This window comes from Marivita sp. S6314 (assembly GCF_023015985.1).
GTDB lineage: Bacteria > Pseudomonadota > Alphaproteobacteria > Rhodobacterales > Rhodobacteraceae > Marivita.
Map to the genome: position 1 here is coordinate 448,492 of NZ_JALKAO010000003.1, position 15,927 is coordinate 464,418.

Here is a 15,927-nt window from a genome sequence, read left to right on the forward strand (position 1 = left end):
TGTTGATTTTTGTAGCTTCTTTCACTTTGAAAATGTTTTGGGGGATTTCATGGATCTGTCTGCGATCAAGCGATGTGTCATTGCGCCATCCATCGGAATAGCCCGTGTGGGCAACGCGCCCGCGCAATATTTCATCGGCCCGGAATACCCCGGTCAGAAGGTCAGACCCGAAGGGGGGTTCAAGGATCATTCTGGTCGGATCAAGCGACAGGCCGCCCGGTTTCGGATCTACGCGCTCGACAAGAATGACAAGGTTCTGGGCGAGGTCGCCCCGGATGTTGCCGAGATCACGTGGCATGCGCATCTGGCCAACCGCAAGGGTGCGTTTCTGAAATTCGAAGACCGCTATGTCATGGGTGAAACATTCATCGCCGATGCGCCGCCGATCACGCCGGAAAACAAGACACATATCCGGAATGCGGATTATTCGGGTGACCGGTCGGACCTGATCATTGATCCCGGCCCACGCGAGATCACCGGCTGTGATGCGGGTCCGGTGCGGTTCGATGGTGGTACCTTCATCAAGCAAGAGGTCCCGCTGGGAGAGTTGCGCACCGATGCGGACGGGCGTCTTCTGGTGCTGGGCGGCTTTGGCAAATCAGCGTCGGTCAAGCCGAACAACCCGACAGAGTCCTATGCCAATTCCGACTGGTGGCATGACGATGTATCCGACGGCCCCGTGCGGGCAGAGGTTCATTTGCCCGATGGCACGGAAATCGACGTGCGCCCGGCGCATGTCATCGTTGCACCGCCGAACTATGCGCCTGACATTGAAAACCTGCGCACGTTGTATGACGTCTGCCGCGATGTCGGGCACGAAATGGGTCTGCCACGGGACAAGGGCCCGGTATCGTTCAAGTCCGACGTCTTTCCCTTGCTGGCGCGCATGGCGCGCACACAGTGGGTCAACGAACAAGCGCGGCGCGGGCATGGCCCCGGGGAAGGCGGGGATTTCCTGAACCCTGCGATGCTTGATACGCTGAGCCTGAACGCGAAATCGGCACGCGGGAAATCGGCCTCCAAGACAGAGCTGGATGCAGCAGCGCTGGCGCGGAAAAAGATCTTTGAACGCTTGCGGAACCCAAACCTTGATCCGGACTCGCCCGAGGCCAAGGACCAGGCCAACTATCGCTTCATGCCGATGCTCGCGGGCGACGCCGGGGATTGCGAGGAAGGCAGCCCGAAACACTGGATGTGCCTTCTGAAATCGCAATATGCGGTCCTGGAGGCCTGGGCCAAGGGTGATTTCGCCGATGATTGGGATGGGCGGCCGCCGATTTGGCCCAAGTTCGAAGAGATTGATCTGCAAGACAGACCACACGCCCTGACCCAAGGGGCGTTGCAGCCCTGCGTGGGTGGGCCGTTTTTCCCCGGGATTGAAATTACCTTCATCAGCCAGTTGAAGGAGCTGTATTCAGAACCCTTCGTCATCAATCCCAAGATCGAGGCCGGGCAACTTACGCAATACATGGCCGTGCCGTGGCAGTCTGATTTCTACCAGTGCCACACCCATTGGTGGCCCGCGCAGCGCCCCGATGATGTGGTGTCTGAAAAGACCTACAAAGCCGTGATCCGCGATGTCCAAAGCGAGATCACAAATGACGGAACAGAATACCGCGCCGAACAGTTGCCGGGCCTTCTGCCGCCGGGAAGTGATGCGCAACGGGTGACATGGGCCCGCGAACGCTTTGCCCACCGCGAAGAATGGGCGCGCGGCGTGGAAACCAGCTTTGATGGACACCTGCCCAAGAAATGGGACAGCCCCGACGCCCGTGGGTCAAATGCGCTTGTCGAGCTTTGGGACGAATTGGGCTTTGTCGTCGGACGCCCGTCACCTGTTCCCAAGTCGCTGCGCCAGTTGCGCCAAACCGGCGGCAAGGACAGTGCGGCTGACGCTTCGGCGCTCTGGACGCCGGAAGACCAGACCGTACAGGTCGAAACCGAACGCACGCCGTTTGCCGGGATCAATCTGCGCGAATTTTACTATTACCTGTCCAACATCGACAGCTACCCTGAATTTTTGCCCAAGGCGCGCTGGCTCACGGATTACCTGCTTAAACGGTCATGGGATCATCAGTTCGAACAGGGATATCCCGAAAGCTGGCGGTTCTTTGAATACTCGGAAGAACTCTACGACACCCGGATGCAGCGCATCTATGACGAGATGGTGCAGTCCGGATTGAACTATGATCCGGCCGACCCCAAGGACAATCCGAACTTCCGCACCCGCGAGGAATTCCTCGTCCGGATCACGAACTTTGCGCCCCTGAACCAGAACGACGGCGCGTGGCTGCACAAGGCCACACCCGCCGGACCGCTGGATGAAGTGCAGTCGCTGTTGTTCTCGATCTGGATGGACGAGGCCGGCGACGGCGAGGTTCATCAGAACCATTGCAACATCTACACAGGCCTTCTGAAGAGCCTCGGGATCTACCTGCACGACCCGCGCAGCCGAGCCTATGCGATGGACGACCGCTTCCTTGACAGCGCTTTTGCGGTCCCGGTTCTGGAATTGGCGATTGCCCAGTTTTCGCAGGAATACATCCCCGAACTGATCGGCTTTACGCTCCAGCTGGAATGGACGGTTCCGGGGCTCTATCCGGTGGAAAAGATGTGCGAATACTTCGGTGTTGATCCGCATTTCTACCGGCTGCACATCGGGATCGACAATGCCGCCGATGGGCATGGCGCCAAGGCCAAGGAGGCGGTGAAGCTGTATCTGGATCAGGTCCGCGCCCGTGGCGGCGAACAGGCGATGCGCGACCATTGGCGACGGATCTGGAACGGGTTCCTTGCCTTTGGCGATACCGGCACGTTGGGCCAGGATCTTGTCGACAAGATCCACCAGATGCGCTCTGAAACGCCCGAGGCCGAGGTGCTTCGGATTATCGAGGAAAAGGCCAAGTACGGGGCGCTGAACCACCGGGACAAAACCATAGGTCCCAACCTGATCAACGACTGGTTCCTGGATCCGGAAAAGTTCGCCGAAGCGCTGGTAGATGCGGGCTACATCGTTCCCGGTCGTCCGGACAAGTCGCGTTTCTTTGAACTGACAAGTTTTAACGGCCCGATGTTCAAGGTGTTCAACGATGAAGAACTGGCGGCCTGGCGCCGCTGGACGCTGTGGCTGGAAGACCGGGATAGGGCAGGGACCAAGCCGATTGTCGATCCGGGCGTTGCGATGGCCGAACTGGTCGAACGCCTGCAGATGCAGGCGCAGGGCGAAAAGGCGCATGATGCCAAGCTGCTAAAAGGCATTGATCCCGAAACCGGCAAAGCCGTCAGCGAAAACGTGTCATGGTGGCTGGCGCAGGTCCGCAACGGCACAGAGGAAAACACCTTTGCGTTCATGCGGGCCTTAGCGGACCCCGAAAACGGCATGATCACACCGGGAAGTGTCAGCGACAGCGTCATTGTGCAGGATTACCTGGGGGCCGACAGCCGCATGGGACAGGCGTTTGAACGGTCTGACCATCTGGGCCGGACGTTCCGCAATGTGATCGTTGCATGGATCAACGCGGGATGCCCGATACCCGCAACCCCACCATCGCGGTCTGCGCCAAGTGCGCTGGAGAACATGCCACCGCCCGACGTGCATCCGCGTCCTCGGGTTCGTGGCATGGGTGGCATTCACTAGGAGGGCGACGTCATGGACTTGAAATACGCAGTGATCGGTGGCGGCGTCGCGGGGACCTATGTGGCGTGGCGGCTGGTCACCAGCGGCGCAGGGGCGGGGAAAACACAGTTGTTCGAATACAGCGACCGTATCGGCGGGCGTCTCTATTCCAAGAAACTGCCCGGCATGCCCAACATTCCAGCCGAACTCGGCGGCATGCGGTTTTTGCCGACCAGCCATCTTTTGGTGAAGTCCATTGTCGATAAACTGGGCCTGCCAACACAGCCCTTCCTGATGGGCAATCCCGCCCCGGTCGATCCAAACGATCCCGATGGACCCAAAATCGGCCAGAGCCGGAATATGCTATTCCTGCGCGGGACGCATCTGACCAATGCCGATTTGAAAGACGCCGCGAAGGTGCCCTACAAACTTGCCGCGGATGAGCGAGGCCTGTCGCCGACCGACCTGCAGATAAAGGTGATGAAACAGCTTGCCGGAGACCGCTACAATTCGCTGACCACCGAAGAATGGTGCGATGTGATGGCGATGGGTGAGCCACTTTACAAGATCGGCTACTGGAACCTGCTGGCCCAGTATCTGTCCTCCGAAGCGTATCACTTCATGCAGGATGGCGGCGGGTATGATGCCAATACGGCCAACACAAATTCAGTCTATCAATTGCCCGCCACGGAATACGGCGATGTTCCGGTGCATTACAAATGCCTGGCGGACGGGTACCAGTCTCTGCCCCTGACGCTTGAGAAACAGCTCAAGGACCACAACGGTCTGCCGACGCAAATGCAATCGGCGTTGTCCCATATCGAACGGATCAAGGGGGGCTACCGGCTCACCTTCAAGCGCACGCAGGATATCGACGGGCACTACCAGATCCCGCCGGATTGCGAGACCTTTCAGGTCGAGGCAGAGCACGTCATTCTGGCGATGCCGCGCCGGTCGCTGGAACTGGTGGATTGGGCAGATTTTGAAGCGGATGATTGGCTGCGAAGCAATCTCAAAAGCGTCGCGATCCAAAAGGCGTTCAAGCTGCTTCTGGGCTTCGAGGAGCCATGGTGGCGCAAGCTTGGCCTTGTTGCCGGACGGTCCACGACGGACCTGCCGCTGCGGCAGACATATTACTTCCCGTCGGAAGAAGATTTCAGCCCGGACGACGGCAACAAGAGCGCGATGCTTCTGGCCACCTATAGCGATATGGCAACCGTCCCGTTCTGGCGCGGTCTGGAACATGCGGCGCCGTTCACAGGGCACGACACGCCCTTCACCAAAGGCCAATCGCCTGTCCCGGCAACCGAGACACCGGTCACCGGTCAGATGGTGAATGCCGCTGTCAAACAATTGGGCGAATTGCACGGCCTGTCGGATGTGCCAAAGCCCTACACCGCGCTGTACCACGACTGGAGCGCCGATCCCTATGGCGGCGGCTGGCACGAATGGAAGGCGGGCTACCGGTTCCCGGACGTGATCCCGAAGATGCTGCAACCGGTGGATGACGAACAGGTCTACATCTGCGGCGAGGCCTATTCGACCGATCAGGGCTGGGCTGAAGGGTCTCTCGCCACGGCTGAAACCATGCTGCAAAAGCACCTGAACCTCGACCGGCCTTCATGGATTGATGCCGACTGGAAGCTGGGCGGCTGACCGACACCCCGCAGGAGAACACCCCATGACCACGCAACAGATCACCGTGTCTGATTACCTCATCAGACGTCTGCGCGAACACGACGTTCGTCACATCTTTGCGGTGCCGGGGGATTACATCGGCGACTTTCTGGATGTGGTCGACGAAGCGGATGGCGTGGAACGGATCGCCACGGTCAATGAATTGGAGGCCGGGTTTGCGGCGGATGGCTATGCCCGGTCCTGCGGTCTGTCCTGTGTCGCGCTGCAATACGGTGTCGGCACCTATAGCGCGCTGAATGCCATTGCGGGTGCGATGCGCGAACGGGTGCCGATCGTGCTGGTCACCGGGGCACCCAGTGCGACCGCGCGCGAGCACCTGGAATCCTACGGCATCGTGTTTCACCATTCGACCTCCGAAGACATGGATGTCGATGCCAGGGTCTTTGCCAATGTCACCGTCGCCACCGAGGTGATAAAATCCGCCGAAGGCGCGGCAGAGGCCATCGACCGCGCCTTGGCTGAAGCACTGGCGCAACAGGCCCCGGTCTATATCCAGATCTGGAAAGACGTGCAGCGCGCCAAGATCGACCCACCCACAGGGCCAATGCCGGTCAAGAAACCCCCGGCATCATGGCCCGATGCGATCAATGCCGCGCTCGATGCCACGGTTGCGCGACTGAAGGCGGCCAAACACCCGGTGTTCTGGGTCGGGCTAGAGATGCAGCGCCTTGGCATGAACGAAGAGCTGTCCAGACTGATCCACGTGTCCGGCATCCCGTTTACCACGACCATTCAGGCCAAGGGCATCGTCAAGGAAACCGATCCCATGCATTTCGGCACCTTCGCCGGGGCCGCGTCGAGCAAGGATGTCATCGACATCATGCACAACGCCGATCTGATCCTTGAACTGGGGGCGATCCCCATCGACTACTACAAGAACTTCGTGATCGAAAAATTCGACCAGACGGTGTCGGTCCAACGCGATCTGGTGCGTATCGGGTCCGCAAAATATGACGGTGTCCATTTCCGCGATTTCGTGACGGCCCTGATCCAGCGCTTCGAAGACGACCCCAGCCTGCGCGGCGGTACGACGGGCATGATGCGGCCGCTGACGCGCCCCGACCCCGATACGGCACCTTTGACCTATGAAAACACCTTCCACGAACTCAACAGACGGTTGCAGGACGAAACCGGTGTGTTCTGCGACCTCGGCATCAGCATGTTCATGGGAGCAAGGCTTGAAATCAAACGCGCCAACGGGTTCACCTGCCAGTCGGACTGGATGTCGCTGGGATACGCAGTTCCGGGCGCGTTGGGTTTTGCCTTGCACGACGGGCGACCGCTGTTTGCAATCGCAGGCGACGGCAGTTTCCAGATGACCGCGCAGGCGCTGTCCACCTATGCGCGGCTGACCAGGGAATGGAAACGCGATCCGTCGTTCCACATCACCATCCTTGTCATCGACAATGGCACCTATGGTTTGGAACAGTGCTTCACTGGGTTGGGGGCCTTCATCGAGAAGAAAGACGGGACCGGCTACGAAGAGAACTTTGACGATTACAACCTTCTGGCGCGTTGGGACTACGCCAATATGGCAGAGTCCCTTGGCCTTGTGGGCGTTCGGGCCGACACTGTTGGGGATTTGAAAACCGCCCTAGACGACGCGCGCAAGAACACGGTACCGACCCTGATCCAGACCAAGGTGGACAAGCACGATCTGCCCCCCGAGCTGTTTGCGCTGGTGGCCAGTTTCAAGCCGAAACAGCCACCACCCGAGGCGTGATCATTCGGGAAGTTCGTACCAGCCCTCAAAGTCGGAAAAGCCAATGATGCCGTCTTCGTTGCGTTTCGGGTTGGGCATGACCTGGTAGACCATCTTCCATTTGAATTCGCCCTGCACCCCTTTGAACTTGCCGGTGCTGTCGCCGGTAAAGAACGACTTGCCCTGCAACTGTCCCGGCTCGTCTGCCGGATCGGCGATCCAGCGCAGGTAGCAATAATCGCCGTCTTCATCGGTGATGATGCAATACCCCTTGGCCTCGACGGTTTTCCCGTCGACCATTTCGTTCATGCCGGGGCAGCGCCACGCGGTGCCATCAAGGAACGACCCTTTGCCTTTGTGGTTCACAAACGGACCGTTGAATTCGCCCAGCCACAGCATGTGGTTTGGACCGTCGATTTCGTGGACCTTACCGCTTGTCAAATAGCAATGATGCCCCGTGATGGACTCGCGCATGAATTCCCCCTTCGTGAATTGTCTGAAGCTATGTGACGACAGGGAAAGGACTTTTCCCAACCGAGTCAAACGAAAACCGCCGCACGCCAGTGGTTGGCGCGGGGGGGCGAAGGGCGCGAAAGGTCTCGTGGCGATGTCGCACGGGTCCCAAACAAGTTATCGTTGACACACCCGCCCTTGCCGTCAAAATCCGCGCACCGGTCGACGTTTGCGTCTGATCAACACTCTTGCAGGAGCGCAGACTATTCGACTTTTGGTAACACTGTTTGGCGGATTGTTGGTTGCCGCCATGTCCTGTGTGCTGGCGATTTCATTTACGGCGATTGTGTATTCCGGTCCGCTGGAGGTGTTTCTTGATCGTGGGATCGGGATGACACTGATTGCCTGCGGAGTGATGGCGGGTATCGGGTCTTTCCTGTTTTCCTATCGCGCGACCGTCATGCATCCGCAGGACATCACCGCGGTTCTTTTGGCCGCCGGAGCATCAGCCATCGCTGTACAGGGAAGCGGTTTGTCCCCGGATGCCCTGTTTGCCAGTATCGTGGTGATGATGATCACGGCGTCTGTCACGACGGGTGTCGTCTTGATCCTGATCGGGAAACTCAAGCTCAGCTACGTGGTCAAGTTCATCCCCTATCCCGTGTTGGGCGGCTTTCTCGCTTCAACGGGATATCTGCTTTTGATCGGGAGCATCGGGTTGGTGCTGCGTGCGAATGTCTCGGTGGGGGATATCCCGTCGTTGTTTCGTCCCGACACGGTCATGGTCTGGCTTCCGTGGTTTCTCGTGTCCATCGGGATCTGTGCCGTAACGAGATACGTCAAAAACGGCCTGGTGCTGCCGGGATGTATCGCGCTGGTGTGCTTTGGGTATTACGCTTGGTTGCTGATCTCGGGCACCAGCATTGCCGCTGCGCGCGCTTCAGGCGAATTGCTTGGACCTTTCAGCAGCGGGGGATTCCTGACTGACATCCGCCCCCAAGACATCTTTCTGGCCGATGTGTCGCTGGTGGCTGGGCAGGCTTTGACAATTCTTGCGGTCACGTCAATGGCGATCCTTGGCGGCGCGTTGAACCTGACCGGCGTGGAACTGATCACGAAACGACGGCTGAACCTCAATCAGGACACCACCGCGATGGGGGTGTCGACGCTTGTGGCCGCACCTGCCGGTGGCTTGCTGGGGTTTCCCGCGCTGTCGAACAATATCCTGGCCTATAAACTGGGCCTGCGCGGGGCGACGACGGGCCTCATGGTTGCGGTGGTGTCCTTTGGCGTTGCCTTTTTCGGGGCGTCGGCGCTGGAATATCTTCCCCGTGGCCTGTTTGCTGCGGTGATCGGGTTTCTGGGGATCGACCTGCTCTACACATGGCTCTGGTCGGAACGCCGCCGTCTCAATCTGCGCGATTACCTGATCATTCTGCTGACCGTTATCGTGTCGGCCACGCTTGGCTTCCTGTCCGCTCTGGCGCTGGGCCTCATTGCGTCGGTGGTGCTGTTTATCGTGTCCTACGCCAAGCAGGGCATCGTCCGGATCCAATCCAACCTGTCGCTGCGCCGGTCCGTTGTCGAACGCGGGTTGGCGGCGCTTGATCATCTGACGGTCGAGGGCACATCGACGGAAATCATCGAATTGACCGGCTACATCTTCTTCGGAACGGCCAGCAAACTTCTGGGTGCCGTGCAGTCCGCCGTCGAAGGCTCACAGGGCGCGATGGCAAACCTGCTGCTCGACTTTTCGAAGGTCCAGGGCATCGACCCGTCTGCGGTTCACAGCCTGCAGCAGATTGACGAATACTGCACGCGTCAGGGGGTTGACCTGTACGTCTCGGGCCTGTCGGCGCAAGACCGTGTTCAGGTGGACCGGTTTCTGAACGGCGCCACCTTGGGCAAGGCGGTGTTTGCAACACTGGATGATGCGTTGCTGTTTCTGGAGGAACGCGTTCTTGCCGAAGCCGAAGGCGGCGCAACCGGGGCGGAAAGCTTTGAAGAAGCGCTGCTGCGTGACAACCCGCACATCAACCTTGAGGACTGGTTTCCGGTCGTACATGTCAAACAGGGCGACACCTTCCTGTTTTCCGGTGCACCGTCGAACGAACTGCTGATCCTGCAATCGGGCAGCGCGAAAGTGTTTGTCGAAATGGATGACGGCACCCGGACCTGCGTCGCGCAGTTGCTGTCCGGGGCGCTTGTCGGAGAGATCGGATTTTTCACCAACACACGCCGCACGGCCGATGTGGAAGCGGCAGCGGAATCGGTGGTTGTCAGGATCAGCCGTGATGCGCTTCAGGCGTTGCTTGACAGCGATCCGGCCTTCGTGGCGAGCTTTCACGCCCTCGCGGCCGAATTCCTGTCGCGGCGTCTGGACCGCACCACCAAACTGCTCAGCGCTGCGATGCGGTGACCGACACGGGGCCGTCAGAGCCTAAGCGGTTCACCGCGATCAGCACGCGTTACCCTTGTGCCCCTGTCGCCCGTTCCGCGATCCGCAGGCACAGGGCGGTGGCCTGGGCCATGTCCTGAACCGACACCCACTCCAGCGGCCCGTGCACATTCTGCATGCCGGTGAAAAGGTTCGGGCAGGGCACACCCAGTTCGGTAAGGCGCGATCCGTCTGTCCCGCCCCGGATCGGCACCGAGAGTTCCTCGATACCCAGATCCGCAAGCGCGGTTCGGGCCAGCTCTACCGGCGTCATGTCCTTTTCCAGCCAGTATCGCATGTTGCGATATTGCGGCGTGATCGTGCAGGAAATCTCGGCGCGGGGTTCGGTTGCGGCGATCGTTTCGCAGACCTGCTTCAGCAAAGCGTCCTTTGCGGCCAATCCGTCCAGTTCGAAATCGCGGAGGATAAAGCGCACCACGGTCTCTGCCGCGCTGCCCTGAATGTCGACCACGTGAATAAACCCCTCGTGGTTGTCGGTCGTTTCGGGGGTCATCGTCACATGCGGCAGGGTATCGACAATCTTGGACGCCAGGTGGATTGCATTCACCAGTTTGTCCTTGGCGGTGCCGGGGTGAATGGACACGCCCTTGACGGTCACAACGGCAAAATCCGCCGAAAAGGTCTCGTACACAATCTCGCCCACCTCGCCGCCATCAAAGGTATAGGCGAAATCCACACCCAGATCGGCAGGCAGCCGTGCATCCACACCGCGACCGATCTCTTCGTCCGGCGTAAAGGCCAGACGGATCGTTGGGCGTTTGAATTCGGGGTTTTCGATCAGGTGCCGCGCGGCTGTCATGATGATCGCCATCCCGGCCTTGTCGTCGGCTCCAAGCAGCGTCAGGCCAGAGGCGGTGACGATGTCATGGCCCACCTTTTCCGACAGATAAGGAAATGCTGCGGGGCTCAAAACAAGCTCCGGATCGTCCGGGAAGGTGATGTCCCCCCCGTTATAGCCCTCAACGACGCGGGGCTTCACACCGGTCGCGTTGAACTGCGGGGCGGTGTCGACATGGGCCAGAAAGCCAATCGTTGGCCCGTCACTATTGCCCGGCACGGTGGCGATGACCGTGCCGTAATCGGTCTTGGTCACGTCCGTCGCGCCGATCTTGGTCAGTTCGTCAAACACCAGATCAAGAACGGCATGTTGACACGCGGTCGACGGTGTCGCGGCGCTGTCCATGTCTGACTGACTGTCCATCTCGCAATACCGGACAAGCCGCGTTTTCAATTCGGTGTCAAACTGGTCCATGATGCCTCCCTGTGTCGTTTGGGGGCAGGGGGCACGACAGCCCGTATGGTGTCAAGCAATGGTCGCCCGCCGGGTGCCGGTTTCGTCCTTCTCTGAGACCTCCTGCAGTACGCCCCACATGCGCGCCACGCCGGGGAGCAAACCGAAAGATGTCTTTTCTCATGTCCGGAACATAGTCATAGATATCGTAGGGATAGACCAAGACGGCATTTGGTGTCGCGCCCGCGCTCGGGGAGGAGCCACATGGACCTGTTGACCAATCTTCATTGGATCGAAGTTGTGGGCTGGCTGGCCTCTGCGCTGACGGTTGCCTCCTACTCGGTCAGTACAATGCTGCCCCTGCGCTTTCTGGCGATTACCTCGTCGCTGTGTTTTGCAACCTACGCCTTCACGCTCCAGCTCTGGCCGCTTCTGGCGATGGAACTGATCTTGCTCCCCATCAATCTCTATCGCTTCTGGCAGGTGCTGTCTTTGCGCGGCAAGCTGACCAAGGACAGCAGCCGGACAGAGACCGATTTCTCGGTGATCCGGCGCTATGGCAAACAACAGCGCTACGCCGCCGGGGCCACGGTCTTTGGGCAGGGCGATACGGTGGATCAGCTGTATTACGTGGCCGAAGGGCGCGTTCAGATCGAAGAACCGAATATTGAATTGAACCAAGGCGACATCTTTGGCGAAATCGGTTTTTTCACCGATGCAGCCATACGAACCGCCACCGTCCGCTGTCTTGATGATACCGTGGTTTACGGCATTGATGAAAAGACGTTCATGCGACTGCAGTTCGAAGACCCGAGCTTTGGTCTTGCCATCATGCGGACGATCACACGCCGCCTGATCGAGAACGTGAACCGGGATGCCGGGTCCGCAGCGGGCACCCCCGCGCCTGCGTAACGCCACCTGCGTCACGTTCGTCACACAAAACGCGGATCACACGCTGCATGAAGGGCTGTGATACCGACTTTTTGCACCGGGAAACCGGACAAACCACTTGAGACTCATTCTCATCTACCTACCTTCTTGCGAGTGATTTGCATTTACAGGCGGCTTGCCTGTATATCTCATTTGGAGGGTCCAACGATGAAAACGCTATTCCTTGCCATTTCGGCGACTGCGCTGACGGTTGCGCTGACCGGTCAGGCGATGGCAGGTGACAAGATGAAGGTTGTCACCACCTTCACGGTGCTTGCCGACATGGCGTCCAACGTCGCCGGAGACGCGGCAGAGGTGGTGTCGGTGACCAAACCGGGGGCCGAAATCCACGGATACGAACCGACCCCCCAGGACATTGTGCGTGCCTACGATGCGGATTTGATCCTGTGGAACGGAATGAACCTGGAATTGTGGTTCGAACAGTTCCTGACTAATCTGGGGGACATTCCGTCGGTGACCTTGTCGGACGGCATTGACCCGATCTCGATCTCGTCGGGCAGCTACGAAGGCAAACCCAACCCGCACGCGTGGATGGGCTTGGACAATGCCCTGATCTATATCGACAATATCGCACGTGCCTTTTCCGAACATGATCCTGAAAACGCAGATCTCTACCAAGCCAATGCGGAAGCCTACAAAGCCAATCTGCGCGAAACGCTCGAACCGCTGCGCGCCGACGTTGCCGCCATCCCCGAAGACCAGCGGTGGCTGGTCACCTGTGAAGGGGCATTCAGCTATCTGGCGCGCGATTTCGGGATGAAGGAACTGTATCTCTGGCCCATGAACGCCGATCAGAACGGCACGCCGCAACAGGTGCGCGCGGTGATTGACGGTGTGCGGGACAACAACATCCCGGTGGTGTTTTGCGAAAGCACCGTGAACACCGCACCGGCCAAACAGGTCGCGCGGGAAACCGGAGCCACCTATGGCGGTGAACTCTATGTCGACTCGCTCAGCGAAGCGGACGGCGCTGTGCCCACCTATCTTGATCTTCTGACCGTCACGTCGCGCACCGTGGCAAACGGGCTGACCGCCGCCACCAACTGACCGGTGGTCACATACGTATTGCGACCCTGCGGGGCTTGATCCGCAGGGCCGCACAGTCCGGGGCCAATCGGCCCCCAACACCAAGGAACACGCCATGCTCGATGAGCAGAGCCAACCCCATCCGATCCCGGCAGAGGTCATCTCTGATCCCGGTCTGTCGGCCCAGAACGTAACGGTCAGCTACCGCAACGGACACACCGCGCTGTGGAACGCGAGCTTCGAAATCCCACGCGGCACCGTGACCGGCCTCGTCGGGATCAACGGCGCGGGCAAGTCGACGCTGTTCAAGGCGATCATGGGGTTTGTTCCGGCGGCGCAAGGGGACATCCGCATCCTTGGCATGGGCGTCAAAGAAGCGCTTGCAAAGAACCTCGTGGCCTATGTCCCGCAATCCGAGGACGTGGACTGGGCCTTTCCCGTGCTGGTCGAAGACGTGGTGATGATGGGCCGCTACGGCCATATGGGGTTCCTGCGTCGGCCCAAACCGGCAGACCACGATGCGGTCGATCAGGCGCTGCGCCGTGTGAACATGCAGGACTACCGCCATCGCCAGATCGGAGAACTGTCCGGCGGCCAGCGCAAACGCGTCTTCCTTGCGCGTGCACTGGCGCAGGATGGGCAGGTGATCCTGCTGGATGAACCGTTCACCGGGGTCGATGTCAAAACCGAGGATCAGATTGTCGCCCTGCTGCGCGAATTGCGCGACGAAGGCCGGGTGATGCTGGTCTCGACCCACAACCTCGGATCGGTTCCCGAATTCTGTGATCGCACCGTGCTCGTGAAAGGCACGGTGCTCAGCTACGGGCCGACCGAAACGACATTCACCCGCGAAAACCTTGAAGCCGCCTTTGGCGGTGTGCTCCGCCACTTCACACTGGGCGGGGACACGCTGCACGACGATGAAGACGCGCGTGAAGTCACGATCTTTACCGACGATGAACGTCCCTTCGTGCAATACGGCGAAAAAACCCAGGTGACGGATCCAAAGCCATGATCGCCTATCTTTGGGAGCCGTTTACCTACAACTACATGACCAACGCGATGTGGGTGTCGGCCCTTGTCGGCGCTGTCTGTGCGTTTCTGTCCTCTTATCTCATGCTCAAGGGCTGGTCACTGATCGGCGACGCGCTGTCCCACTCGGTCGTGCCCGGAGTGGCGGGGGCGTATATCCTTGGATTGCCCTTCGCGCTGGGCGCGTTTATCGCGGGGGGGCTGGCCGCAGGGGCCATGCTGTTCCTGTCCGAACGGTCGGGGTTAAAGGCGGATGTGATCATCGGGTTGATCTTCACGTCCTTCTTCGGTCTGGGTCTGTTCATCGTGTCGATCAATCCAATGTCGGTGTCGATCCAGACCATCACCATGGGTAATATTCTGGCCATCACCCCCGAAGACACCCTTCAACTGGCGATCATCGGCTTCGTGTCGCTGGCGGTCCTGCTGGCCAAGTGGAAAGACCTGATGGTCACCTTTTTCGACGAAAGCCATGCCCGCACCATCGGGCTGCGGCCGGAGCTGTTGAAAGCGGTCTTCTTCATCCTGTTGTCAGCCTCGGTTGTGGCCGCGATGCAAACGGTTGGCGCGTTTCTGGTCATCGCGATGGTCGTCACACCGGGGGCGACGGCGTATCTCTTGTGTGACAGGTTCCCCCGGCTGATTGCGACCTCGGTGGCAATCGGTGCATCCACCAGTTTCTTCGGGGCCTATATCAGTTACTTTCTCGACGGGGCGACCGGCGGGATCATTGTGACCCTGCAAACGCTGATCTTCCTCATCGCCTTTGTCTTTGCCCCCCGGCACGGCATACTGGCCGCGCGTCGCAAAGCTCGCCAGGTTCTCAAAACCGGGCCGCAGGACAGCCTTGTGTCACCCCACCCTGCGCAGAAGGGCACATGATGGACCTTGAAACGCTGCTTCTGCCGTTCCGGTTTGCGTTCATGCAAAACGCCTTTCTCATCTCGATCATGGTCGCTGTGCCCACCGCGCTCCTGTCGTGTTTTCTGGTGCTCAAGGGCTGGGCGCTGATGGGCGACGCGGTCAGCCACGCTGTGCTGCCCGGCATCGTGCTGGCCTACATCCTTGGCATCCCGCTGATCATCGGGGCGTTTGCCGCGGGGATGACCTGCGCGGTCGCCACCGGGTATCTGGCGTCCAACAGCCGGGTCAAGCAGGACACCGTCATGGGGGTGGTGTTCTCGGGCATGTTTGGCGTGGGGATCGTGCTCTATGTTTCGGTCGAGACCAACGCGCACCTCGATCATATCCTGTTCGGCAATATGCTGGGTGTGGAAACCCACGAGCTTTGGACCGCCGGATTGATTTCCGCCGGGGTGGGGGCGCTTCTGGTGCTGAAATGGAAAGACTGGCTGTTGCACAGCTTTGATCCCGCTCAGGCCAAGGCGTCGGGTCTTTGGGTCAATGCGTTGCACTATGGCATGCTGGCCGCGCTGTCGCTGACGATTGTGGCCACCTTGTCGGCGGCAGGCCTGATCCTTGCCATCGGGTTGCTGATCGCGCCGGGGGCGATTGCCTTCCTGTTGGTGCGTCAGTTTTCGACCATGTTGTGGGTGTCGGTGCTGATCAACATGGCGGCGATGCTGGCAGGCGTTTACCTAAGCTTCTTTCTGGACAGCGCGCCGGCTCCGACGATTGTGCTGATCCTGACAGCGGTGTTCATCGTGGCGTTCGTGCGCAGACAGGTGCTGACCCGCCGGGCCTCGCGGCTGCGGGTCGGCGCGGCGTAACGGCGTTGCAAAGCCGTTACGCGGTTTACA

The 15,927-nt window shown here is 59.6% G+C and carries 11 protein-coding genes; 9 read left to right on the top strand and 2 right to left on the bottom strand.

Annotation, left to right across the window (positions count from 1 at the left end):
* Positions 1-49 precede the first annotated feature (49 nt).
* The 3 genes from MWU54_RS10815 to MWU54_RS10825 are packed head-to-tail and all read left to right on the top strand — an operon-like array spanning position 50 to position 7,037.
* Positions 50-3,637 (top strand): LodA/GoxA family CTQ-dependent oxidase, encoded by a 3,588-nt coding sequence (locus tag MWU54_RS10815; protein ID WP_247083168.1) that lies wholly within the window; start codon positions 50-52, stop codon positions 3,635-3,637.
* Positions 3,638-3,649: 12 nt separating this feature from the next.
* Positions 3,650-5,272 (top strand): FAD-dependent oxidoreductase, encoded by a 1,623-nt coding sequence (locus MWU54_RS10820; RefSeq protein ID WP_247083170.1) that lies wholly within the window; start codon positions 3,650-3,652, stop codon positions 5,270-5,272.
* Between the two features lie 25 nt (positions 5,273-5,297).
* A complete protein-coding gene (locus tag MWU54_RS10825) occupies positions 5,298-7,037 on the top strand; it encodes a thiamine pyrophosphate-binding protein (protein WP_247083172.1) in 1,740 nt (579 codons plus the stop codon).
* On the opposite strand, the gene MWU54_RS10830 is transcribed toward MWU54_RS10825, so the two are convergent.
* Positions 7,038-7,490, bottom strand: coding sequence for a hypothetical protein (locus MWU54_RS10830; protein ID WP_247083174.1), 453 nt, complete (start codon positions 7,488-7,490; stop codon positions 7,038-7,040).
* Between the two features lie 253 nt (positions 7,491-7,743).
* Between MWU54_RS10830 and MWU54_RS10835 the strand changes: the two genes are divergently transcribed.
* A complete protein-coding gene (locus MWU54_RS10835) occupies positions 7,744-9,888 on the top strand; it encodes a cyclic nucleotide-binding domain-containing protein (protein WP_247083176.1) in 2,145 nt (714 codons plus the stop codon).
* Positions 9,889-9,937: 49 nt separating this feature from the next.
* Here the strand turns inward: MWU54_RS10835 and pepT are convergent, their stop codons facing one another.
* Positions 9,938-11,182 (bottom strand): peptidase T, encoded by a 1,245-nt coding sequence (gene pepT / locus MWU54_RS10840; protein WP_247084013.1) that lies wholly within the window; start codon positions 11,180-11,182, stop codon positions 9,938-9,940.
* 240 nt (positions 11,183-11,422) lie between these two features.
* Here pepT and MWU54_RS10845 point away from each other — a divergent pair, with 240 nt between their 5' ends.
* The 5 genes from MWU54_RS10845 to MWU54_RS10865 all read left to right on the top strand — a co-directional run bounded on the left by MWU54_RS10845 (position 11,423) and on the right by MWU54_RS10865 (position 15,897).
* The gene (locus MWU54_RS10845) at positions 11,423-12,070 is read left to right on the top strand and encodes a cyclic nucleotide-binding domain-containing protein (RefSeq protein WP_247083178.1); all 648 of its coding nucleotides are present in this window, start codon (positions 11,423-11,425) and stop codon (positions 12,068-12,070) included.
* Positions 12,071-12,256: 186 nt separating this feature from the next.
* Positions 12,257-13,156, top strand: coding sequence for a metal ABC transporter substrate-binding protein (locus MWU54_RS10850; RefSeq protein ID WP_247083180.1), 900 nt, complete (start codon positions 12,257-12,259; stop codon positions 13,154-13,156).
* A gap of 94 nt (positions 13,157-13,250) precedes the next feature.
* Positions 13,251-14,150, top strand: coding sequence for a manganese/iron ABC transporter ATP-binding protein (locus MWU54_RS10855; RefSeq protein WP_247083182.1), 900 nt, complete (start codon positions 13,251-13,253; stop codon positions 14,148-14,150).
* Entirely contained in the window at positions 14,147-15,049 is a 903-nt protein-coding gene (locus MWU54_RS10860; protein WP_247083183.1) for a metal ABC transporter permease, read from the top strand. The genes MWU54_RS10855 and MWU54_RS10860 overlap by 4 nt, the downstream gene beginning before the upstream one ends.
* The gene (locus tag MWU54_RS10865; RefSeq protein ID WP_247084015.1) at positions 15,049-15,897 is read left to right on the top strand and encodes a metal ABC transporter permease; all 849 of its coding nucleotides are present in this window, start codon (positions 15,049-15,051) and stop codon (positions 15,895-15,897) included. Before MWU54_RS10860 ends, MWU54_RS10865 begins: the two co-directional genes overlap by 1 nt.
* Positions 15,898-15,927 lie beyond the last annotated feature (30 nt).

What these genes read in the sequence shown, in the direction of transcription:
- MWU54_RS10815 (WP_247083168.1), top strand. Translation starts at nt 50, where the DNA reads ATGGATCTGTCTGCGATCAAGCGATGTGTCATTGCGCCATCCATCGGA.
- MWU54_RS10820 (WP_247083170.1), top strand. Translation starts at nt 3,650, where the DNA reads ATGGACTTGAAATACGCAGTGATCGGTGGCGGCGTCGCGGGGACCTAT.
- MWU54_RS10825 (WP_247083172.1), top strand. Translation starts at nt 5,298, where the DNA reads ATGACCACGCAACAGATCACCGTGTCTGATTACCTCATCAGACGTCTG.
- MWU54_RS10830 (WP_247083174.1), bottom strand. Translation starts at nt 7,490, where the DNA reads ATGCGCGAGTCCATCACGGGGCATCATTGCTATTTGACAAGCGGTAAG.
- MWU54_RS10845 (WP_247083178.1), top strand. Translation starts at nt 11,423, where the DNA reads ATGGACCTGTTGACCAATCTTCATTGGATCGAAGTTGTGGGCTGGCTG.
- MWU54_RS10850 (WP_247083180.1), top strand. Translation starts at nt 12,257, where the DNA reads ATGAAAACGCTATTCCTTGCCATTTCGGCGACTGCGCTGACGGTTGCG.
- MWU54_RS10855 (WP_247083182.1), top strand. Translation starts at nt 13,251, where the DNA reads ATGCTCGATGAGCAGAGCCAACCCCATCCGATCCCGGCAGAGGTCATC.
- MWU54_RS10860 (WP_247083183.1), top strand. Translation starts at nt 14,147, where the DNA reads ATGATCGCCTATCTTTGGGAGCCGTTTACCTACAACTACATGACCAAC.
- MWU54_RS10865 (WP_247084015.1), top strand. Translation starts at nt 15,049, where the DNA reads ATGGACCTTGAAACGCTGCTTCTGCCGTTCCGGTTTGCGTTCATGCAA.